This is a genomic window from Polynucleobacter necessarius (assembly GCF_900096755.1).
Taxonomy (GTDB): domain Bacteria; phylum Pseudomonadota; class Gammaproteobacteria; order Burkholderiales; family Burkholderiaceae; genus Polynucleobacter; species Polynucleobacter necessarius_K.
Genome location: NZ_LT615227.1, coordinates 506,581 through 526,307, shown reverse-complemented (window position 1 = coordinate 526,307; position 19,727 = coordinate 506,581). Strand labels below are relative to the sequence as shown.

Genomic DNA, 19,727 nt, shown 5'->3' with positions numbered 1-19,727 from the left:
CCATTAATGGATGCACTCTTTAGTTGGTGCCCACCTTGATTCCGGTGGCCTCAATCAGGCCGAAATAGTGGGCCAAAAGAATCCCCAGAAATAGGGCGATAGATAAGCCAATCCGCAACATTAATGAGTGAACCATGCGAGAGCTGTTGCCCCTATCTTTCATCATGTAATACAGGGCGGAACCTAAGCTAAAAACAATCATTAGTAGGACAATAGGAATAAGCCACTTCATCTTGAATCCTTATTTTAAATCTCTTGAATAGTCTATTTACTGCCCTCATTGCTAAGCGCATAGTTGCTACTGTATCAGCCTTGCTGGTCATTGCGATTGGCTGTGGAGCTGGCATTTGGCAACTAGGCAGGGCTGATACCAAAATTACCCTAGCGGCCAATTTACTCGCGAGGCAACAGATGCCTATCTTGAGTGCGAATGCAGGCCCTTGGACCTTGGAAGAGGCCGCTGAACGCCGCATGATTGCACGTGGCCAGTACATCCCTGAGGCAGCTATCTGGCTTGATAACCGACCCAGACCTATACCTCCAGTCGGAAGTACTAATTCACAGTCAGGTTTTTATCTCATGATGCCTTTGAGGCTTGAGGGCAGGGAAGAGGTTCTTTGGGTCAACCGAGGTTGGGCGCCGCGTAATAACGACAATCGTGAAACTCTGCCGCCCGTCCAAACGCCCAATAAGGCGATCAATGTTGAGGGCATCGTATTTTCTCATCCTGGTAAGGTGTATGAATTGGGTGGAAGCAAGATTTCTGCTGATGTAAACAAACCCAAAATTGAACAAAACTTTGATTTAGCTGCAGAAGGGAAGCTGCATGGCTGGATGCAAAGCCCATTTATCTTGCGGGAGGTTGAGGCCGGCTCAGAAGATGGCTTACTCCGCGATTGGGCCCCTCTGACAACTGGGGTCGATCGCCATTATGCTTATGCATTCCAGTGGTTTGCCTTGGCTTTTGCTGGGTTTGTATTTTGGTTAGTCAGTGGTCTGCGGCAATATAAACGTCGTGGATTCGTGAATGGGGATCAAGAGTGAGTGATAATGAGTTATTAATTCCAGCATCTCAGATAGATGCATCAGCTATTAATGCGCGCACTCGTCGTGGCCGCATACAGATGCTTTTGTTATTGCTGGCTTGCGCCTCTCCAGTCATAGCCTCTTATTTTGCATACTATGTGATTAAGCCAGCAGGCGGCAAAACCAATCTTGGCACACTGGTGTATCCAGCTCAAGATTTCAATGTCGCATGGCTTGAGGCGCCAGTGAAAGGTAAGTGGACGCTTTTGATTGCTCGCCCGGCCGGAGAGTGCCAAATCAAAGATGAGAAATGCATCGAGGCGCTCTTTTTGATGCGTCAGACGAGAGTTGCTATGGGCAGAGAAAGCGGACGCTTGCAGCTTATCTGGGTCAATACCGATGGCAAGCCTGTTGATCCTGAAGTCATCAAGATTTATGACGAAAAGGTAGCGGGTCTTAAGGTGGTTGCAGCTCCATCGGATCCCAAACTCAAAGCTGAATTTGAGGCTTGGTTGAATAAAGAAGGCGCCGGCCAACAGATCCAGTTAATTGATCCAAGCCCTGCCAAGATGATGCATTTCCCTGTGACAAATTCTCCTAAAGAATTTTCCAGCATGAAAAAAGATTTGGAAAAGCTCTTGAAGCTAAATCATAAGGGCGAGAACCTGTAATGCCGAGTTTGTTTTTATTTTTAGAGCTTGCCGCAATTGCGATTGTTTTTGCTGGGCTACCGCTACTCTATCTTTGGGGAAAGCCGGGCTATAGCTTTTTCCAAAAACTCAATTGGGTATTGGTCTTTACGACTTTTGATCTGATTGTGTTTGGCGCCTTTACCCGCTTAACTGATTCAGGCTTAGGCTGTCCTGATTGGCCTGGGTGTTATGGTACTTCCAATCCTTTTCATGCACTTAGCGACATACAGCAAGCGGAGAGCGCCTTGCCTACAGGGCCTGTGACGGTAATTAAGGCCTGGATTGAAATGATCCATCGTTATTTGGCGATGACGGTAGGTGCTTTAATTTTGGTTCAAGTGGGTATTGCTTTTACCAAGCTGAAGAAGTTTGGAAAGAATCCCTTGCTTGGTAGTGTGGGCTTATTAGTTTTAGTTTGCGTGCAAGGTGCATTTGGTGCCTGGACTGTTACCCTGAAGTTGCAACCGATCATTGTCGCCATTCATTTGATGTTGGCTTTAGTGTTGTTGGCTTGTTTAACAGCCTATGCACAACAGCCTTGGGAGAGCAAGGACTCAGCAATTCGCTCTATCCGAGTTCGACCGCTTTCCGCACAGCTTTTAGTTTTATCGTTCTTTGTTTTATTTACTCAGGTTTTTTTAGGCGCTTGGGTGAGCACCAATTACGCAGTATTAGCCTGTCCAGATTTTCCAACCTGCTTAGGCAGTTTTTGGCCCGAGACAAATTGGGGCGAAGGCTTTACGCTTTGGCGTCAATTAGGTTTAAATGCGCATGGTGAATTCATCTCCCCGCTTGCGTTGCAGACCATCCATTGGACACATCGCCTCTTTGCTATGGTAGTTTTAGTTGTGCTTGGTGCCTTAGGTTGGAGAGCGCTCCAGCTTGCTGCTCCAGTGTTAACTGGTCTTAGTCAAATAGCTAAGCTTTTGCTGGGCTTGCTTTTGTTGCAGCTCATTACAGGTATTTCTAATGTGATTTTCCAGTGGCCTTTATTGGCTGCTTTATTGCATACCGGCGGCTCCGCTGCTTTGGTATTCTGTCTAGTCAGAATGAGCTATTGGGCTTCTTGGAAGCCTTTCATTCAAAAGAAGATGGCATAAATATGAGTACTCCTCAAACAACTACACCGGTGGCTATGCCACGTTGGCGTCAATATTGGGTTTTAACTAAGCCCAGAGTGACGCAGCTCGCCGTCTTTTGTGCTGTGATTGGCATGTTCTTGGCAACCCCTGGCATGGTTCCCTATCCCGTGCTCTTTGGCGGCATCGTTGGCATCTGGCTTTTGGCAGGCGCTGCATTTGCGGTTAATTGTTTGATCGAGCAGGCAGTCGATGCCAAGATGAAGCGCACCTCTTGGCGCCCTTCAGCAACGGGAGAAGTGACACCGTTTCATATCATTATTTTTTCTATCATTTTGGGTTCGCTCGGAATGATTATTTTGTGGAACTTCTGCAACCCTTTAACGATGTGGTTAACTCTTTCTACCTTTGTTGGGTATGCAGTGATTTACACCTGGTTGCTTAAGCCTGCAACGCCACAAAATATCGTGATTGGCGGTTTATCTGGTGCAATGCCGCCAGCTCTTGGTTGGGCCGCAGTAACCAATACGCTTTCTGCTGAAGCGTGGCTATTGGTGCTGATTATTTTTGTATGGACGCCACCACATTTTTGGGCGCTTGCTTTGTATCGTCGTGATGACTATGTTCAGTCTGGTCTTCCAATGTTGCCGGTAACCCATGGAGAGCGCTTTACTTTATTGAATATCGTTCTCTATACCTTAATTTTGATCGCAGCTACTTTGTTGCCTTACATCTATGGCATGAGCGGCATTGTGTATTTGGTGTCTGCAATTATTTTGGGCTTACTATTTTTGGCTTATGTAGTTGCGCTATTCATTTCTTATAGCGATGCTTTAGCCAAGAAAACTTTCCGCTTTTCGATTACCTATTTATCGCTACTTTTTGCAGCGCTATTGGTAGACCACTATTTCCTCTGAGAGTCATATGAAATTTCTGTGCTTTTTTCTTTTGGTGATACTGTGTGTTGTATTGACAGCTTGTAGCCCAAAGTCAGAATTCAAAAACATTGATATCACCGGCAGCACTGCCTTTGGCAAGGACTTTAGTCTGCTTGATCCAGATGGCAAGGTAAGAACTCTGGCAGACTTTAAGGGCAAAGTAGTGGTGATGTTCTTTGGCTACACCCAGTGCCCTGATATTTGTCCAACAACGCTGACAGAGATGCAGCAAGTGATGGCGCTGATGGGTCCTCAGTCGGATAAAGTCCAGGTGCTTTTTGTAACGGTTGATCCCGAGCGAGACACTGCTGAAATTCTCAAGCAGTATGTTCCTGCATTTGATCCACGCTTCTTGGGTCTTCGTCCTGCGGATGAGGCTGCTTTGGAGAAGGTCACTAAAGACTTTAAGATTTACTACAAGAAAGTTCCAGGTAGTAAGCCAGGTACTTACACGATGGACCACACCGCTGGTAGCTACGCTTTTGATCCCGAGGGACGTTTGCGTTTATATATCAAGCACGCTCAAGGTCCTGAGACCTTGGCGCATGACTTGAAAGAATTGCTAAAGTAAGAGAAAGTGCTGCGCTACTTAGGCTGCTTGTAGCAAGCCACGCATTTTTTTGAGGGCAGCGGTTTCGATTTGGCGGACACGCTCTGCAGAAATGCCGTATTCAGCGGCAAGATCATGCAATGTTTTGGCGCCATTGCCTTCGGCATCCATTGCCAGCCACCGAGACTGAACGATATCGCGGCTGCGCTCGTCCAAAGCCATCAGGGCTTGATCGAGTTTAGGGCCTTGCAAGGCATCAGCCTCAGCACTAGCAATGCGAGCGGTTGGCTCTTGGGTGTTATCAGCCAGCCATTGAATGGGTGCGTAAGCCGCATCATCATCACTGTCGTCGCCGTCAAGTGCAACATCGCCACCCGCAAGACGCATTTCCATTTCTTTAACGTCAGAACCCTTTACATCGAGTGCTTTAGCTAAAGCCTCTACTTCACTCGGAGTAAGTGCGCTTAATGTGGGTTTGTTACTGCGCAAGTTAAAGAACAGTTTGCGTTGTGCTTTGGTGGTTGTAGTTTTGACTAGGCGCCAATTCTTGAGAATGTACTCATGAATTTCTGCCTTGATCCAGTGAATTACATAAGACACTAAACGCGCACCATTGTTTGGATCGTAGCGTTTAACAGCTTTCATCAAGCCAATATTGCCTTCTTGAATTAAGTCAGAGTGTGGAATGCCATAGCCAAGATATTGGCGAGCAACAGAAACTACTAAACGCAAATGTGAGAGCACTAAAGTTTTAGCGGCATCAACATTTTCAGTGCGACGAAATTCCTGCGCAAGATGTAACTCTTCAGCAGCGCTGAGCATTGGTACGCGATTAACGTACGCAATGTAGGAATCGAGAGTGCCAACTCCAAGAGTTGGCAGCATTGGAAATGCAGACGCCGCCGCAGTCTGCGCGACTGGCAGTATTTGCATGCTCGGTTTGTCAGATTTCTTTTGAACCATTTTTTCTTATAAATATGAGGTGTTAATAGAAAGAAGTCTATTTTAGCACTCTTGTTAAGAGAGTGCTAATGGTTTTAAAGCAATTTAAGTTATTGATTTAATTGAATAATTCGGATGAATATTGCCCTGCTGTAAAGGGGGCTAAATCATCAATTCCTTCGCCCTTCCCTAGGGCTAGCACAGCGGGTTTTGGACCATCTTGTAGGGTGTGGGCTAGGGCGCAGATAACACCGCCCTTGGCAGTCCCATCCAGCTTGGTAACGATGATCCCAGTTAGGCCCAGGGCAGCATGAAAGGCTTTGACCTGGCTTAAGCCGTTTTGCCCTGTGTTGCCATCTAAAACAAGCAGAGTGTGGTGTGGCGCACCAGGAAGTGCCTTGCCGATCACGCGCTTTACCTTCTTCAGCTCTTCCATCAGGTTGTCCTGCGTGGCAAGACGGCCTGCGGTATCAATAATAAGAATGTCATTTTTGCGAGAAACGGCAGCATGAATAGCATCATGCGCAACAGCGGCAGCATCACCGCCATCCTGGGTGATAACGTCTACCTGATTGCGATCACCCCACTCTTGTAGTTGATTGCGGGCGGCAGCTCTAAAGGTATCGCCAGCGGCCAAGAGAACAGATTTACCTTGAGACTGAAAGAGTTTGCAAAGCTTGCCTATTGTTGTTGTCTTGCCTGCACCGTTTACCCCTACAACCAGCCATACCTCTGGTGTATTGGCTTTCTGGCTTATAAATAGTGGGTTTGGTGAAGTTTCAATAGCCGTAAGGAGCGTGCTTACCTCTTGAATGAGCAGTGATTGCAACTCCTCAGGGCTTGAGGCTTTTTCAGATTTCGCTGCTTTGCGTAGCTTGTTGATGAGTTGTTCGGTCGTAGGTAGCCCCACATCACTTTGAATGAGTGATTCTTCTAAATGATCAAACCAAGCTTCGTCAACTTTGCTTGATTTGAAAAGAGATCCGAGGGTTTTACGTAGGCCGAACATAATTGATACAATTTAAAATATGCATCTTATCAATTTAATTCTTAAGGTATGGTGATTTAGCAGATGCTTTCCAATTTACTTCGAATTTCCTTCTTATTCATCTTATTTGCCCAAATATCCTGGGCAGCTACTGGTGATTCTCCAGATACACATGAATATCAATTGAGTAATGGGCTCAAATTGATTGTGAGAGAAGATCATCGCGCTCCAACGGTAGCGCATATGGTCTGGTATCGCGCAGGATCCATGGATGAGACAAATGGCCGCACTGGTGTTGCCCATGTGCTTGAGCATATGATGTTTAAGGGCACTCACAAGGTAAAGGCTGGCGAATTCTCACGCTTAGTTGCTGCTGTAGGTGGGCGCGAAAATGCATTCACTTCACGTGACTACACTGCGTACTTTCAACAAGTTGAAAAATCAAAACTAGAAGAGGTTATCAAGCTTGAGGCAGATCGAATGTCTAACCTTAATTTTGATGATGCGGAATTCTTAAAAGAAATCCAGGTGGTGATGGAGGAGCGTCGTCTACGGACGGAAGATAACCCAAGCAGCCTTCTTAATGAATCGCTGATGGCAACTGCATTTATGAGTTCTCCATATCGTCATCCAGTAGTCGGCTGGATGAATGATCTGCAGAATATGACCGCTTCTGATGCGCGTGATTGGTACCGCAGTTGGTACAAGCCGAATAATGCAACAGTGGTGATTAGTGGTGATGTGGACCCCAAGCAAATTCTGAGTGCGGTACAAAAATACTACGGTGCAATTGCTGCACAAGAGTTGCCCGTTCGTAAGCCCCAAATAGAGCCCCCTCAAAAAGGTATCAAACAGGTGCAGGTAAAGGCGCCAGCAGATAGCGCGCAATTAGCTATGGCATGGAAAGCTCCGCGCCTTGAGCCTGGCAAGCTGGATGATGTTGAGCCCTATGCCTTGGAGTTGCTGACAGCCGTTCTGGACGGCTATGACAACGCCCGCTTAAATCGCACACTCGTTAAACAGGAAAAGGTAGTAAATGACGTTGGTGTAGGCTACGACATGATCTCCCGTGGGCCGGAACTGTTCTTAATTAGCGCGACGATGGCTAAGGGAAAAACCGTTGAGCAAGCGCAGGCAAGTATTCGTAAAGCGCTCGATGAGCTAAAGCAAAAAGGGATCTTGGAGTCTGAGCTTAAGCGAATAGAGGTGCGCATCTTGTCTGAACAAATTTATAAGCGTGATTCCATCTTCGGACAGGCGATGGAAATTGGCAGCACCGAAATGGCAGGATTTTCTTGGAAAGACATAGACTATATGTTGGAGAAAATGCAAACCATCACGCCAGAACAGGTGCAGGCGGTTGCAAAAAAATATCTAGTAGATTCGGGCTTAACAATTGCTGTTTTAGATCCGCAGGCGCGTAAATCGGCTGCAAGTAAGAAGAGCAAATAATGAAAGCTCTCAATAAATGCGCTCTGATATTTTGGGTAGCTGTTGCTCACGTGGGCTTCGCTCATGCAATCTTGCCGATTGAGCCACTAGATTCTTATAAAGGTGCAAAAGCATATTTAGTGCAAACCAAAGCTTTGCCTATGGTGGATATCGAGATCAGTATTGATGCTGGAGATCGGTACGATCCTGTGGGCAAGAGCGGGTTGGCAGATATGACTGCAGGCCTGATGCATTATGGGGCGCGAGGCAGTAAGGGCGCCCTTAGTGAGGCACAAATTGCTGATGAAATCGCAGATTTGGGTGCCAATATTGGTTTATCGGTGGGTGATGAGCGCGCAATATTGCGCATTCGTAGCTTAAGCAGAAAAGATTTGCGTGATAGAGCGGTTGAACTGGCATCCGCAATGTTGAGTGCACCAACATACGATCCCAAAATTGTCGAGCGCGAAAAACAAAGAACTATTACCAGCTTGCTAGAGGCGGAAACAAAGCCAGAATTTGTTCTTGAACGACAGTTTAAAAAATCAGTTTATGGGAGTTACCCGTTAGCTAATGCTCCAACTGTGAAGACAGTTGCCGCAGTTAGTGCTGCGGATTTAACGCAGTTTCACAAGCAGTTTTATCGTGGCGATCGCATGATCGTAAGTATTGTTGGCGATGTTGATCGTACTCAAGCCAATGAAATTGTGCAGGCCTTACTCAAGCAGATCCCACAAACAGGCGCATCTGTTGCGAGTCTTCCAGAGTTCATGCGATCACCTGTTGAGCCTTTAAGGCAGAGAGAGATTCAAATTCCGTTTGATTCGCAGCAAGCCCACATTGCAATGGGTATGACGGCGGTGACACGCAATAATCCCGATTACTTTCCTTTAATGGTGGGTAACTATGTTTTGGGTGGTGGAGGTTTTGTATCTCGCTTAATGTCAGAGGTGCGCGAAAAACGCGGTTTGGCATATAGCGTATTTAGTTACTTTGCTCCCGGCAAGGACACTGGTATTTTTCAAGCAGGCCTGCAGACCAAGAGTGATCAGGGCGCCTTAGCGCTTGAGGTAATGAGTTCGACCATTGCGCAATTTATTGCAGATGGCCCTACACCAGCAGAGTTACTTGCCGCTAAAGCAAATCTAGTGAATGGTTATCCATTGCGAATTGATAACAATCGTAAGTTGCTTGATAACGTTTCATCGATTGCTTGGAATAATTTGCCGCTCGATGCGATGGAGATTTGGACTAAGCAAGTTGAGGCGGTGACTTTGGAGCAAGTAAAAGCCGCTTTCCAAAAGTATCTTGCAATGGATCGCATGAAGATTGTTGTATTGGGAGCCCAAAATAAATAAGCCTATTAAGAGCCCAAAGACTGAGCCATCCAAAAAGATTCGCATCATTGGCGGTAATTGGCGCAGCCGCTTGCTAACTGTAGTTGATCTTCCAGGTTTGCGCCCCACCACGGATCGTATTCGAGAAACATTATTCAATTGGCTTGGGCAAGATTTAACTGGATTGCGTTGCCTTGATCTTTTTGCGGGAACCGGCGCCTTGGGTTTTGAGGCCGCTTCAAGAGGCTCTGATTTAGTGGTGCTGTTAGAAAAAGATAAAAAGGCACATGCAAGCCTAAAAACAAATTTTGCGTTATTGCAGTCTTCCCCTGCTTCTGGAATCGTTGAGATACTGCATAGGGATAGCTTGGAGTATCTAAAACAACAGGCGGATCGATCTAGCAATTTAATTTTTATTGATCCACCCTTCCAAGAGACCAGCCTATTTGATCAAGTGGTCATTGAGGCGGGCAGAGTATGTGATGACTCTTCTGGAGGCGGTATTTATGTTGAATTTCCCTCTACTACTTGCACACGCGAGGAGGTTGAGACCCTACTGCCAGACTGGCATTGTGGAAAATACTTAGAGGCAGGCCAGGTAAAGGCCTGTCTATTTCGAGGTGGAAGAGGCTAAACTCTTGCCTGTAGCTGATAAAGCCCTAGGAGAGTTATGACTGTCGCTGTATATCCCGGAACATTTGATCCATTTACCCGTGGTCACGAGGATTTGGTTCGTCGCGCATCCAGCATTTTTAAAGAGCTCATTGTTGGTGTGGCTGATAGTCGTAGCAAGCGCCCATTCTTTACATTGCAAGAGCGTATTGATATTACAAAAGAAGTGCTTGGTCATTACTCCAACGTCAAGGTTGTTGGATTTTCTGGCCTCCTAAAAGATTTTGCGCGTGAGCATAATGCGTGCGTGATTGTGCGCGGTTTGCGCGCGGTCTCTGACTTTGAGTATGAATTCCAGATGGCCGGCATGAATAGATATCTTTTGCCAGATGTTGAAACATTATTTTTAACGCCATCAGATCAATACCAATTTATCTCTGGTACCTTTGTGCGTGAGATCGCCTCCATGGGTGGAGACGTCAGCAAGTTTGTATTTCCATCCGTTGAAAAATGGCTGGTAGAAAAGATCGCCTCTGGCGCTCAGAACAAAGAATAAGGCTAGCGAGTAAAGCATGGCCTTAATGATTACGAACGAATGCATCAACTGCGATGTGTGTGAGCCTGAATGTCCGAATGATGCGATTTATATGGGTCTAGAGATTTACGAGATTGATCCAGACAAGTGCACTGAATGCGTCGGTCACTATGACGCACCTCAGTGCCGTCAGGTCTGCCCAGTGGATTGCATCCCTTTCAATCCAGAGTTTGTGGAATCCCAAGATCAGTTGATGGCTAAATACCGCCAGCTCACCGCAGTTAAAAAAGCAAACTCAGCTTAACTGAGCGCTTCATTTCCTTATCTCTTGGAGTGCAGCTCCATCATGGCAGTTTGGGTGTCGCCCTTTAAGAAGATTGGCAAGCTTTGCAAGCCATTTTCTATGCTGGCATCGATGAGTTTTTGTTCGGCCAATTGTGGTCTGCGTAAGACGTAATCAGCAACATCCATGGGTCGACCGTCACCGGCCAAATCTCTTGGGTGACCAATACCAAGACGTAAGCGCCAGTAATCAGGAGTGCTTAAATGCGCCTGAATATCTTTGAGGCCATTGTGACCACCAGTGCCCCCCCCGCCTAGCTTTAGGCGTGCAGTCCCGGGCTTGAGATCAAGCTCATCTTGAACTACCAAAATATCTGCAGGTGTAATTTTGTGAAAGCGACATAGAGCGCCAACAGCTTGTCCACTGAGATTCATATAAGTGCTTGGCTTGAGTAGAAAGAGGTCTTCACCTTCCCACTTTGCTTTTGCAACTTTTCCATGGAAGCGTTTTTCAGTTTCAAAGCGAGTGTTTAATTGTTTTGCCAGCGCGTCAACGAACCAGAAGCCAGCATTGTGCCGATCTTCTTCATGCTCATCTCCAGGATTGCCTAGGCCAACAATTAATTTAGTCATATCGAGAGTTTAAAGATATAAAAGTATTTCGCCAAAAAAGAATGAAAACTTGGGGCAATAAAAAAGGCCCGCTTGCGCAGGCCTTCCAGTACAAGCAATTTAGCTAAATAATTAAGCTTTATCCTTTGGTGCTTCAGCAGCAGGTGCTTCAGCAGCTGGTGCAGCAGGCGCATCTGTAGGCTCAGCAGCTTTAACTGCTGGGAAACGTGCGTTTGCAAGCACTGGGTTCTCTTGCTCAACATGCATTACCAAGCTAACGCCTTTTGGTAATGCGATGTCTTTAGCGTGAATAGAGTGACCCACTTCAATTTTCTGTAAGTCCACTTCAATGAACTCTGGCAGGTCTGCAGGTAAGCAAGATACTTCGAGTTCAGTAGCGATGCGGCTAACAACTGCGCCTTGCAATTTCACTGCGTCTGAAGTGTCAGCGTTTGTGAAGTGCAATGGAACGCGCATGTGAACTTTCTCAGTTGCGGATACGCGCTGGAAGTCAATGTGCAATACCAATGGCTTAAATGGATGCATCTGGTAATCGCGCAACAACACTTTTTGTGTTTTGCCGCCAATTTCCAAATCCAAAATGGATGAGTGGAATGCTTCCTTGCGGAGAGCATGGAATAACGCGTTATGGTCTAACTCAATGACCAAGGCTGGATCTTTACTACCGTAAACGATGCCTGGAGTTTTTCCGGCATTGCGCAGACGGCGGCTCGCACCCGTTCCCTGTACGCTTCTTTCAAAAGCTACTACTTTCATAATTAATTCCCTAGTTAAGGTTAATTTCCGTTCGCGACCAAACAGAAAAGCCTTCGATTATATCGTGGGAAAGGGTGTTTTTGCCTAGAAAAGGCTTGGAACTGCCAAAAAACGGGGTATAAAACAGCGTTTTTTTGCTTATTCGGCGAACATGGACATGACTGAATCGCCTTTGCTGATGCGCGATAGGGTCTCGGCCAACAGGGGGGCTACAGTCAATTGACGAATTTTGCTTACTTTCATTGCCTCTGGGGTCAGGGGAATGGTGTCGGTAACAACCAACTCATCCAATTTAGAGGCCGCAATACGGGCCACAGCACCGCCTGAGAGGACTGCGTGAGTACAGTAGGCGGTAACGCCCTTAGCGCCGCGCTCTTTAAGCGCCTCAGCAGCTTTACAGAGGGTTCCACCGGTATCGATGATGTCATCCATGATGACGCAATGACGGCCTTCTACTTCGCCGATGAGGTGCATTACTTCGGAGACGTTAGCTTTAGGGCGGCGTTTATCAATAATTGCCAAATCGGTGCCCAATTGCTTGGCCATCGCACGGGCGCGCACTACGCCACCAATATCAGGGGAGACGATGATGAGGTCTTTTTGAGTCTTCTGAGCCTGCAGGTCAGCCAATAGCACTGGGGAAGCGTAGATGTTGTCTACTGGAATGTCGAAAAAGCCCTGAATTTGGTCGGCATGAAGATCCATTGTCAGTACGCGCTCAATACCGGCAACCGATTGCAGCATGTTTGCCACAATGCGCGCAGAGATCGCAACACGGGCGGAACGAGGGCGGCGGTCTTGACGGGCGTAACCGAAGTAAGGAATCACTGCGGTTACGCGGCTTGCAGATGCTCGTTTAAGGGCATCAATCATGATCATGAGTTCCATCAAACTGTCGTTTGTTGGCGCACAGGTTGATTGAATCACCACGACATTCTTGCCGCGGACGTTTTCTTGAATTTCTACTTGGATCTCACCATCAGAGAAGCGGCCAACAAAGGCTTTCCCCATTGGGAGTTTGAGTTCTTTGGCTACAGCCTCAGCCAAAACGGGATTTGCGTTGCCTGTGAAAAGTGTCAGTAAATCAGCGTTTATGGAGGACATAGTCTTAAGGGTATTGAGGGGTCAAAAGGTTATCTTTGTCGTTTCTACAGTATTTGGCAGGGGAAGAAGGATTCGAACCTTCGCATGCTGGAATCAAAATCCAGTGCCTTAACCAGCTTGGCGATTCCCCTACAGGTCAATCTGAAGAAATCAAATTGTAAGCGGGATTTTTATTTAGCCTCCGAACAACCCGACCTACCCATCCTTTAGGAAGATTTTGCAAAAGATTTTCCAGTTTCGCGGTGTCGATCTTAGGGTCTAAGACGGCAAAAACACTACTTCCAGAGCCAGACATTCGGGGCGCTGAGCCCGGTACTGCCTGGGTAATCCAATCCAAAGCTTGCTTCACTTCAGGACAAATCCGCATCGCTACAGCCTGACAATCATTCGTCAGATCCGACCATGACGATGCAAGAAAGCCATCAATTGTAATCTGAGCATGATCTCGGGTCAATTCAGGGTCTTGAAAAATACCTACGGTAGGAATGCCTTGATTGGGGAAAATAACCAAAAAGTCACGTTTTTCAAGGGCAATTTCTTGAATTTTCTCGCCGATACCCTCCACAAATGCATTTTGGCCAAAGATGAAAAATGGCACATCTGCTCCAAGCTTTAAGCCCAGATTGCAGAGGGTCTCTTTATCAAGCTTAAGATTCCAAAGGGCATTCAGACCAATCAGTGTGGTGGCAGCATTCGAGGATCCGCCTCCCATTCCAGCTCCCATGGGAATTTCTTTTTTGACATCAATTTCTACGCCGACATCTGTCTTGCAAAAATCTTTTAATAGATTTGCTGCGCGCACCACCAAATCATCTTCGGGTAAAGCGCCAGGAATTGGATTTATTCGACGCACTTCATTTTGTGAAATGCGTTTTAAGGTAATCGTGTCGCACCAGTCAATCAGTTGAAAAACAGATTGCAGCAAGTGATAGCCATCTGGTTTACGACCAACAATGTGCAGAAATAGATTGAGCTTCGCTGGGGAGCGGAGTGATAAGTAATCCGAATTTAAATTTTCATTACTCATTCGGATGATCAAGTACTAGACGAATATCAATAGACCCAATATTAGAGCTACGAGTCATAGTGAGCTTATCGAGACGATTGGAGTTGCTCCAGATATAAGCCAGACTCCAGCCATCCTGACTAATTTTGCTGACCTGTCCTTTAGCATTTTGTTCAACACTTGCTTCGCTACCTGGTCGAGTCTCACCCCTTAACCAGTTTGATAGGCCACGTGCTGGTAATGGAAGGCCAAGGGTGTTTTGTACCAAGGTGTCTGCATCCACTGCAGTTACTACCTGACCGTCGCGCTCAAGCGTTGCTTCGCCTGGCGTAATGGTAATTTTTGCAATAGAGCCACCCATTGGATTGCGAATTTCTAAGATATCTTTTAAAGACTCTTGCGTTAAGGTAAAGCCGCCAGATCCACCTTGGTTCTGACTGTCTGTAAGCCCCGTGACCTTGACTGCAAAACGACCATCCCATGCGCCATTCGCGGCTTGATTTGTGTTTGACCAATCAGGCTTTAAGCGCTGCAAAGTTTCTTTTAGAGTGGAGTTGTTGGCATCTATTTTTTGACCTTGACGCCACATATCTTCAGCTTCGCTACGACGATTCATTGTCCACAACACCTCACCAAGGTGCGCAGCAATATCTGCCTCCGGCTTCATGGAAAATGCTTGTTGTAATTGCTCTAGTGCAAGCGCATTTTTCCCCATACGAAAATTGACCCAGCCCAAGCTATCCAAAATGAATGCATCTTTTGGGGCGACTTGGTGTGCCTTGCTGATGAGTGTGAATGCCTCTGGTAATTTGAGGTTGCGATCTGCTAATGAATAACCCAATGCATTAAGAGAATTTGCATCGTTAGGATTTCTGCGCAAAATTTCACGCAATGTTTTTTCCATGACATCAATGTGGCCTGCTTTTTCGGCAGACATGGCATAGGTATACAGCAGACCCAAATCTTTAGGCTGGGGTTTTGCAGTGGAGGTAATTTCATAGAATGCACGCATTGCCTCAGACTCATCTTTTGCCTTAGCAAGGAGCGCTTGTAATTGCAGGAGGGTGTTTTCTTGTTGCGCTGGATTTTGCTGGCGCAGCAATGCAATACCTGGCTTAACAGCATCATTCCAGCGACCGCTTAGCACTAGAAGGGTGACCAACACCTCTTTGGGTTTGGTTTGATTGGGTGGGGAGAGCTCATCCCAAGACTTGGCGGCATGTAAAGCGAGGTCCGGGGACCCGCCGGCGATCGCAATTTCCATTGCTCGCTGTGCCAGTCTCGGGTCTTGATATTGGCGCGCCATTTCCATATAGGTGTTGTACGCCAGGCCCGCTTCACCCCGTTGTAGTGCAATCTCAGATGCGAGTACCTCAAAGATTGCTTCGCCCGTCTGGATGGCGTTTGTCTGGGCGTTAGCGGGCGCGGATAAGAGGGCGCCCCCAGCGAGCGTTGCAAAGGCCAATACCTTCAAAAAGGGTTTGAGTAGGAATTTGCTCATAAGCACATTCTAATCCGCGAATCTACAATCCATTTATGCCAGAACTTCCTGAAGTAGAAGTCACTCGTCTCGGAATTGCCCCACATCTTGAGGGTAAGAAAGTAAGCGCCGTCAAAGTGCTAGATGGTCGCTTGCGCTGGCCTGTGCCCAGTAGCTTGCCAAAAACCCTCCCAGGGCAAAAAGTGCAATCCATCCAAAGACGAGGAAAGTACTTGCTGTTGGAGATGGATACGGGCCATTTGCTGATTCATTTGGGTATGACGGGAACCTTACGAGTCTTGCCAAGTAGTGAGGCTTTAAAAACCCATGATCGCGTGATTTTTGAATTTGGTAGATTGAGTTTGCGTTTGCATGATCCCCGAAAATTTGGCGCAGTCTTGTGGCATCCAAAAACAAAAGGACCCGTTGAAAAGAATCCCTTATTGCAAAAGCTTGGAGTGGAACCATTCGCATCTGAATTTGCAGGCGATAAGGGCACTGATATTTTGTATCAATTCTCTCGTAAGCGAAGCTTGGCTGTGAAGCAGTTTTTGTTGGCGGGTCAGGCTGTCGTCGGGGTTGGCAATATCTATTGCTCAGAAAGTTTGTTTGATGCGGGCATTCATCCTGCAAAAGCGGCTGGTAAGCTGACGCGTCCGCAGTGTATGCGTTTGGCAGCTGCGGTAAGACATATTCTCAAAAAAGCAATTGATGCAGGCGGAAGTTCTTTAAAAGATTTTGTAAACAGTGAAGGCGATCCTGGTCACTTCATGATGCAAACCAAAGTCTACGATCGCAAAGGTTTGCCGTGCAAGATTTGTAAAACGCCGATTGCACAAATTGTGCAGGGGCAGCGGTCCACTTATTTTTGCCCTCAATGTCAAAAGCGCTGATTAATACGTTTGCCAAGAAGCTGATTGCTTGGCATGGGGTGAGCGGGCGATCGGGCCTACCATGGCAAAACAATCGCGACCCTTATGCGGTATGGGTATCGGAAATCATGTTGCAGCAAACTCAGGTAGCCACGGTTCTGGAGCGCTATCCCCGCTTTATGAAACGTTTCCCGACTGTGAAAAAATTAGCCGTTGCCGATATTGATGGCGTGTTAGCTGAGTGGGCTGGCTTGGGTTATTACTCGCGTGCACGCAATTTACATGCTTGTGCGCAAGCAGTGGTGACAGACTTTGCTGGAAAGTTTCCAAGCGATCCGTTATTGCTGGAGCAATTAAAAGGCATTGGACGTTCTACTGCAGGCGCTATCGCCGCATTTGCATTTCATGAGCGAGCCCCAATTTTGGATGCCAATGTAAAGCGTATTTTGGCGCGCTTGTTTGCTATTGAGGGAGCCATTCAAGATAAGGTGGTCAATGACCGTTTATGGGCCTTAGCAAAAGAGTTGCTGCCTACCAGCCCGCAAGATATGCCGGTGTATACGCAAGCCTTGATGGACTTTGGAGCAACTTGGTGTACGGCTCGCAAGCCAGTATGTTTGACTGGTGAAAAGAAATGCCCATTCATCAAAGAGTGTCAGGCTAACTTAAGTGATCAGGTGCTTTTACTTCCACAAAAGACGGTAAAAGCAAAATCTCCTGAGTTTGACTGCAATATGCTCTTGATTCGATCTGGCAATTCTGTGCTGTTGCAAAAGCGTCCCAGTAAGGCGATATGGGGCAGCCTTTGGTCTCTGCCTGAGTCTGCTTGGACGCCTAAGGCGCCTGCAGATGCTGGTGTTCATATGAGTGTGAAAGCGTTATTTGCATTGACATTGCCAGGCGAAAAATCTAGCGCACATATGAAGTTATGCAAAGCATTAGAGAAGATAGAAGAAATCAAACATGTATTTACGCATCGCCGTTTATGGATGCATATTTGGCAAACAAGTAGCGTCAAAGAATTGCAGTTTGCAAATCCAGATCTAAAGTGGGTTTCCCTAAGTCAGCTCGGGCGATATGGGCTTCCGCAGCCGATTAAGATTTTGTTACAGGGTTTGAGTCTAGCTCGCGGTGACGATCTAGAAAATTAAGCTGTAAGTTGCTGAAGTCTTTTTGGTTGCGGAAGTATTCGCTAAGGCGATTCACCAGATAGACCGAGCGATGTTGGCCCCCCGTGCATCCAATGGCAACCGTTAAGTAACTGCGACCATCAGCAATGTAATGCGGAAGCCAACGATGAATAAATTGCGTGATGTGCGCTTCCATGTTGACTACCTCTGGAATTTTTTCTAAGAATTCTTTGACGGGCTTGTCATTGCCTGTAAGGGGTCTTAATACTTTGTCGTAGTGGGGGTTCGGTAAACAGCGCACATCAAAAACTAGGTCTGCCTCGGTGGGAACACCTTTTTTAAAGCCAAAGGATTCAAACACCACAGTGAGGCCAGCAGGCTTATCTTTGAGAAGGTCCTGAATCCAGGAGCGCAACGCATGAGCGGGTATGTTGCTGGTATCGATGCTATGTGCATGAGCGCGCAAGGGCTCTACTAGGCTACGTTCGCTATTGATCGCCTCTATTAGAGTGGCTGACTGAGATTGCTTGGCATTTGTAGAGAGCGGATGACGTCGACGTGTCTCAGAAAACCGTTGCACCAAAGTCTTGGTGTCTGCGTTGAGAAAAACGACTCCTACTTGATGGTTTTTGCGTAAGTTTTCGAGGATCAATGGCAGGTCAGCAATTGATTGACCACGGCGTGCATCTATTGCGACGGCAATACGCTCACTTTTTTCTTTTTCAAGGGTGCTGATAAGACTCTCTAGAAGAGATATTGGTAGGTTGTCTACACAGTCATAACCAGCATCCTCAAAAGCTCTTAGGGCTACTGATTTACCTGAGCCTGAGATTCCGGTAATCAGATTAATTTGCATAACTTAAAGTAAGCGTCCCTGAGATTTGGCTGAATCTGCTTCAGCATTCCATTTGCAAGCGTTGACGCTCGATAAATTCTTTTAAGGTGTCAATGCCGCGTAACTGCAAAATGGTATTTCGGACTGCGGCCTCAACTAGTACTGCCAAGTTACGACCTGCAGCCACTTGAATTTTGACGGTACGAATTGGAATGCCCAATACGTCTACGTGCTGCGCCTCTAGCGGTAATCGTTCAAATTCACCGTCGGTGCGACGAACCAATTGAACAATAAGACGAAGCTTTAGCTTGCGACGTACGGCCGTTTCACCAAATATGGTGCGAATATCTAAGAGCCCTAACCCACGAACCTCAAGTAGGTTGCGCAAGATGACTGGGCAGCGTCCTTCGATGTAGTCTGGACCAAGGCGAGCAAAATCCACGGCATCATCAGCCACCAAGCCATGTCCATGAGAGATAAGCTCAAGCCCTAACTCGCTTTTGCCAAGACCAGATTCACCGGTGAGAAGAACGCCCAAGCCTAGGATGTCCATAAAGACGCCGTGCATGGTGATTTGAGGGGCGCCAATTTTGGTCAAATAGGTACGTAGGTGATCGATGACCTCTGCAGCAGAGATGGCTGTAGTAAATAAAGGTGTGGATGAGCGCTGACAAAACAGCTGCAAATCCGGATCTGCCGCTTTTCCATCGGCAACGATGACGCATGGAGGTGTTTTGGAAATCAAGCTCGCAATTTGCTCTTGCCTTTGCTTAGGCTCCAGCATTGCGTGATAGTCAACCTCTTGCTCACCAAAGATTTGAATGCGACTTGGGTGAATGAGATTTAAGTGACCAACTAAGTCTGAGCTGGCAGCAGCAGCTTTTACTGCTTCTGGTGGAAAGGTGCGATCAGCGCCTTCAAGGCCGCCAATCCAAGACAGTTTTAAATCTGAAACGTTGCCATCGAAAATCTGCTGAGCAGTTACTCCGTCTAGAAGTAATGGCTGAGTCATTTTGTGCTACCCCAGTGTTGCAATAGCTCGCATACTTTGATTGGATCTACGGCGGTGCTTAGCAATTGACGTGCTTGCGCATCAGATAAAAGTTGCGCAATTGAGGAGAGAATTTCAAGATGCTGTTGCGTTGCTTTTTCAGGCACCAGCAAAAATATTAGGGTAGAAACGGGTTCGCCGTCAGGTGCGGCAAATTCAATAGGGTCTTTAAGCCTCATCATTGCTGCTGATGGCTGTTTAAGGCCTTTAACGCGACCGTGAGGGATTGCTACGCCAGCACCAAGGGCGGTGGAGCCCAAATCTTCGCGAGCATTTAGAAAGCCAACAACTTCAGCGGCATCAATGCCAACTCGTTGAGCGAAGAGTTCCCCGGCGGCTGCAAATGCATCAGACCTGTTTTTAGCAGGGTTATCTAATGCAATGCAGTCGGGGGTGAAAAGATTAGTCAGGGCATTCATGCGAATTGATTATAGGTGTCCTGACGCGC

At 46.9% G+C, this 19,727-nt stretch carries 23 protein-coding genes and 1 tRNA gene; 12 read left to right on the top strand and 12 right to left on the bottom strand.

The features are described 5' to 3' along the window. Positions 1 to 19: 19 nt before the first annotated feature. Positions 20 to 232: a twin transmembrane helix small protein gene (locus tag DXE27_RS02675; protein WP_128112804.1), complete on the bottom strand. Its 213-nt coding sequence runs from the start codon at positions 230 to 232 to the stop codon at positions 20 to 22. Positions 233 to 255: 23 nt separating this feature from the next. On the opposite strand from DXE27_RS02675, the gene DXE27_RS02670 reads away from it, so the two are divergent. From DXE27_RS02670 to DXE27_RS02650, 5 genes are read left to right on the top strand one after another with little or no spacing between them, the layout of a single operon-like run. Then, on the top strand, positions 256 to 1,044 hold the full coding sequence (locus tag DXE27_RS02670) for an SURF1 family protein (protein ID WP_231969621.1): 789 nt from the start codon (positions 256 to 258) through the stop codon (positions 1,042 to 1,044). Further along, on the top strand, positions 1,041 to 1,697 hold the full coding sequence (locus tag DXE27_RS02665) for a hypothetical protein (RefSeq protein ID WP_128112803.1): 657 nt from the start codon (positions 1,041 to 1,043) through the stop codon (positions 1,695 to 1,697). Before DXE27_RS02670 ends, DXE27_RS02665 begins: the two co-directional genes overlap by 4 nt. After that, positions 1,697 to 2,818: a COX15/CtaA family protein gene (locus tag DXE27_RS02660; RefSeq protein WP_128112802.1), complete on the top strand. Its 1,122-nt coding sequence runs from the start codon at positions 1,697 to 1,699 to the stop codon at positions 2,816 to 2,818. Before DXE27_RS02665 ends, DXE27_RS02660 begins: the two co-directional genes overlap by 1 nt. Positions 2,819 to 2,820: 2 nt before the next feature. Beyond that, on the top strand, positions 2,821 to 3,714 hold the full coding sequence (gene cyoE / locus DXE27_RS02655; RefSeq protein WP_128112801.1) for a heme o synthase: 894 nt from the start codon (positions 2,821 to 2,823) through the stop codon (positions 3,712 to 3,714). Positions 3,715 to 3,721: 7 nt separating this feature from the next. After that, the gene (locus tag DXE27_RS02650) at positions 3,722 to 4,306 is read left to right on the top strand and encodes an SCO family protein (RefSeq protein WP_128112800.1); all 585 of its coding nucleotides are present in this window, start codon (positions 3,722 to 3,724) and stop codon (positions 4,304 to 4,306) included. Between the two features lie 18 nt (positions 4,307 to 4,324). Here DXE27_RS02650 and rpoH read toward each other — a convergent pair whose 3' ends face one another. Both rpoH and ftsY read right to left on the bottom strand, forming a co-directional pair. Further along, positions 4,325 to 5,248 (bottom strand): RNA polymerase sigma factor RpoH, encoded by a 924-nt coding sequence (gene rpoH, locus DXE27_RS02645; protein WP_128112799.1) that lies wholly within the window; start codon positions 5,246 to 5,248, stop codon positions 4,325 to 4,327. 97 nt (positions 5,249 to 5,345) lie between these two features. Then, complete coding sequence (gene ftsY / locus DXE27_RS02640) at positions 5,346 to 6,236, bottom strand: signal recognition particle-docking protein FtsY (protein ID WP_128112798.1); 891 nt, start codon at positions 6,234 to 6,236, stop codon at positions 5,346 to 5,348. 63 nt (positions 6,237 to 6,299) lie between these two features. Here ftsY and DXE27_RS02635 point away from each other — a divergent pair, with 63 nt between their 5' ends. From DXE27_RS02635 to DXE27_RS02615, 5 genes are read left to right on the top strand one after another with little or no spacing between them, the layout of a single operon-like run. Continuing rightward, positions 6,300 to 7,667, top strand: coding sequence for a M16 family metallopeptidase (locus DXE27_RS02635; RefSeq protein WP_128112797.1), 1,368 nt, complete (start codon positions 6,300 to 6,302; stop codon positions 7,665 to 7,667). Continuing rightward, a complete protein-coding gene (locus DXE27_RS02630) occupies positions 7,667 to 9,004 on the top strand; it encodes a M16 family metallopeptidase (protein ID WP_128112796.1) in 1,338 nt (445 codons plus the stop codon). Before DXE27_RS02635 ends, DXE27_RS02630 begins: the two co-directional genes overlap by 1 nt. Next, positions 8,976 to 9,617 carry a 16S rRNA (guanine(966)-N(2))-methyltransferase RsmD gene (gene rsmD / locus DXE27_RS02625; protein ID WP_231969619.1) on the top strand — a complete coding sequence of 214 codons (642 nt, stop codon included), beginning with the start codon at positions 8,976 to 8,978 and terminating at the stop codon, positions 9,615 to 9,617. The genes DXE27_RS02630 and rsmD overlap by 29 nt, the downstream gene beginning before the upstream one ends. A 36-nt stretch (positions 9,618 to 9,653) precedes the next feature. After that, positions 9,654 to 10,151 (top strand): pantetheine-phosphate adenylyltransferase, encoded by a 498-nt coding sequence (gene coaD / locus DXE27_RS02620; protein ID WP_128112795.1) that lies wholly within the window; start codon positions 9,654 to 9,656, stop codon positions 10,149 to 10,151. Positions 10,152 to 10,167: 16 nt separating this feature from the next. Beyond that, a complete protein-coding gene (locus DXE27_RS02615) occupies positions 10,168 to 10,434 on the top strand; it encodes a YfhL family 4Fe-4S dicluster ferredoxin (protein WP_128112794.1) in 267 nt (88 codons plus the stop codon). A 17-nt stretch (positions 10,435 to 10,451) separates the two neighbouring features. Here the strand turns inward: DXE27_RS02615 and pth are convergent, their stop codons facing one another. The 6 genes from pth to DXE27_RS02585 all read right to left on the bottom strand — a co-directional run bounded on the left by pth (position 10,452) and on the right by DXE27_RS02585 (position 15,412). Continuing rightward, on the bottom strand, positions 10,452 to 11,045 hold the full coding sequence (pth, locus tag DXE27_RS02610; protein WP_128112793.1) for an aminoacyl-tRNA hydrolase: 594 nt from the start codon (positions 11,043 to 11,045) through the stop codon (positions 10,452 to 10,454). A gap of 111 nt (positions 11,046 to 11,156) precedes the next feature. Then, complete coding sequence (locus tag DXE27_RS02605) at positions 11,157 to 11,801, bottom strand: 50S ribosomal protein L25/general stress protein Ctc (protein ID WP_128112792.1); 645 nt, start codon at positions 11,799 to 11,801, stop codon at positions 11,157 to 11,159. Between the two features lie 138 nt (positions 11,802 to 11,939). Further along, complete coding sequence (locus DXE27_RS02600; RefSeq protein WP_128112791.1) at positions 11,940 to 12,905, bottom strand: ribose-phosphate pyrophosphokinase; 966 nt, start codon at positions 12,903 to 12,905, stop codon at positions 11,940 to 11,942. 54 nt (positions 12,906 to 12,959) lie between these two features. After that, a tRNA-Gln gene (locus DXE27_RS02595) sits at positions 12,960 to 13,036 on the bottom strand. A gap of 5 nt (positions 13,037 to 13,041) precedes the next feature. Further along, positions 13,042 to 13,932 carry a 4-(cytidine 5'-diphospho)-2-C-methyl-D-erythritol kinase gene (gene ispE, locus DXE27_RS02590; protein WP_128112790.1) on the bottom strand — a complete coding sequence of 297 codons (891 nt, stop codon included), beginning with the start codon at positions 13,930 to 13,932 and terminating at the stop codon, positions 13,042 to 13,044. Continuing rightward, positions 13,925 to 15,412, bottom strand: coding sequence for an outer membrane lipoprotein LolB (locus tag DXE27_RS02585; protein ID WP_128112789.1), 1,488 nt, complete (start codon positions 15,410 to 15,412; stop codon positions 13,925 to 13,927). Before DXE27_RS02585 ends, ispE begins: the two co-directional genes overlap by 8 nt. Before the next feature lie 35 nt (positions 15,413 to 15,447). Between DXE27_RS02585 and mutM the strand changes: the two genes are divergently transcribed. After that, positions 15,448 to 16,284: a bifunctional DNA-formamidopyrimidine glycosylase/DNA-(apurinic or apyrimidinic site) lyase gene (gene mutM / locus DXE27_RS02580; RefSeq protein WP_128112788.1), complete on the top strand. Its 837-nt coding sequence runs from the start codon at positions 15,448 to 15,450 to the stop codon at positions 16,282 to 16,284. Continuing rightward, the gene (gene mutY / locus DXE27_RS02575) at positions 16,269 to 17,414 is read left to right on the top strand and encodes an A/G-specific adenine glycosylase (protein ID WP_128112787.1); all 1,146 of its coding nucleotides are present in this window, start codon (positions 16,269 to 16,271) and stop codon (positions 17,412 to 17,414) included. Before mutM ends, mutY begins: the two co-directional genes overlap by 16 nt. On the opposite strand, the gene rapZ is transcribed toward mutY, so the two are convergent. The 3 genes from rapZ to DXE27_RS02560 are packed head-to-tail and all read right to left on the bottom strand — an operon-like array spanning position 17,359 to position 19,698. Continuing rightward, positions 17,359 to 18,249 (bottom strand): RNase adapter RapZ, encoded by an 891-nt coding sequence (rapZ, locus tag DXE27_RS02570; RefSeq protein WP_128112786.1) that lies wholly within the window; start codon positions 18,247 to 18,249, stop codon positions 17,359 to 17,361. The two genes, mutY and rapZ, sit on opposite strands and share 56 nt — an antisense overlap. Before the next feature lie 40 nt (positions 18,250 to 18,289). Further along, on the bottom strand, positions 18,290 to 19,240 hold the full coding sequence (gene hprK, locus DXE27_RS02565) for an HPr(Ser) kinase/phosphatase (RefSeq protein ID WP_128112785.1): 951 nt from the start codon (positions 19,238 to 19,240) through the stop codon (positions 18,290 to 18,292). Next, on the bottom strand, positions 19,237 to 19,698 hold the full coding sequence (locus tag DXE27_RS02560) for a PTS sugar transporter subunit IIA (RefSeq protein WP_128112784.1): 462 nt from the start codon (positions 19,696 to 19,698) through the stop codon (positions 19,237 to 19,239). The genes hprK and DXE27_RS02560 overlap by 4 nt, the downstream gene beginning before the upstream one ends. Positions 19,699 to 19,727: the final 29 nt, after the last annotated feature.

Coding starts and splice junctions, on each gene's coding strand:
- DXE27_RS02675 (WP_128112804.1), bottom strand. CDS start 232: ATGAAGTGGCTTATTCCTATTGTCCTACTAATGATTGTTTTTAGCTTA.
- DXE27_RS02660 (WP_128112802.1), top strand. CDS start 1,697: ATGCCGAGTTTGTTTTTATTTTTAGAGCTTGCCGCAATTGCGATTGTT.
- cyoE (WP_128112801.1), top strand. CDS start 2,821: ATGAGTACTCCTCAAACAACTACACCGGTGGCTATGCCACGTTGGCGT.
- DXE27_RS02650 (WP_128112800.1), top strand. CDS start 3,722: ATGAAATTTCTGTGCTTTTTTCTTTTGGTGATACTGTGTGTTGTATTG.
- rpoH (WP_128112799.1), bottom strand. CDS start 5,248: ATGGTTCAAAAGAAATCTGACAAACCGAGCATGCAAATACTGCCAGTC.
- ftsY (WP_128112798.1), bottom strand. CDS start 6,236: ATGTTCGGCCTACGTAAAACCCTCGGATCTCTTTTCAAATCAAGCAAA.
- DXE27_RS02635 (WP_128112797.1), top strand. CDS start 6,300: ATGCTTTCCAATTTACTTCGAATTTCCTTCTTATTCATCTTATTTGCC.
- DXE27_RS02630 (WP_128112796.1), top strand. CDS start 7,667: ATGAAAGCTCTCAATAAATGCGCTCTGATATTTTGGGTAGCTGTTGCT.
- coaD (WP_128112795.1), top strand. CDS start 9,654: ATGACTGTCGCTGTATATCCCGGAACATTTGATCCATTTACCCGTGGT.
- DXE27_RS02615 (WP_128112794.1), top strand. CDS start 10,168: ATGGCCTTAATGATTACGAACGAATGCATCAACTGCGATGTGTGTGAG.
- pth (WP_128112793.1), bottom strand. CDS start 11,045: ATGACTAAATTAATTGTTGGCCTAGGCAATCCTGGAGATGAGCATGAA.
- DXE27_RS02605 (WP_128112792.1), bottom strand. CDS start 11,801: ATGAAAGTAGTAGCTTTTGAAAGAAGCGTACAGGGAACGGGTGCGAGC.
- DXE27_RS02600 (WP_128112791.1), bottom strand. CDS start 12,905: ATGTCCTCCATAAACGCTGATTTACTGACACTTTTCACAGGCAACGCA.
- ispE (WP_128112790.1), bottom strand. CDS start 13,932: ATGAGTAATGAAAATTTAAATTCGGATTACTTATCACTCCGCTCCCCA.
- DXE27_RS02585 (WP_128112789.1), bottom strand. CDS start 15,412: ATGAGCAAATTCCTACTCAAACCCTTTTTGAAGGTATTGGCCTTTGCA.
- mutM (WP_128112788.1), top strand. CDS start 15,448: ATGCCAGAACTTCCTGAAGTAGAAGTCACTCGTCTCGGAATTGCCCCA.
- mutY (WP_128112787.1), top strand. CDS start 16,269: ATGTCAAAAGCGCTGATTAATACGTTTGCCAAGAAGCTGATTGCTTGG.
- rapZ (WP_128112786.1), bottom strand. CDS start 18,249: ATGCAAATTAATCTGATTACCGGAATCTCAGGCTCAGGTAAATCAGTA.
- hprK (WP_128112785.1), bottom strand. CDS start 19,240: ATGACTCAGCCATTACTTCTAGACGGAGTAACTGCTCAGCAGATTTTC.
- DXE27_RS02560 (WP_128112784.1), bottom strand. CDS start 19,698: ATGAATGCCCTGACTAATCTTTTCACCCCCGACTGCATTGCATTAGAT.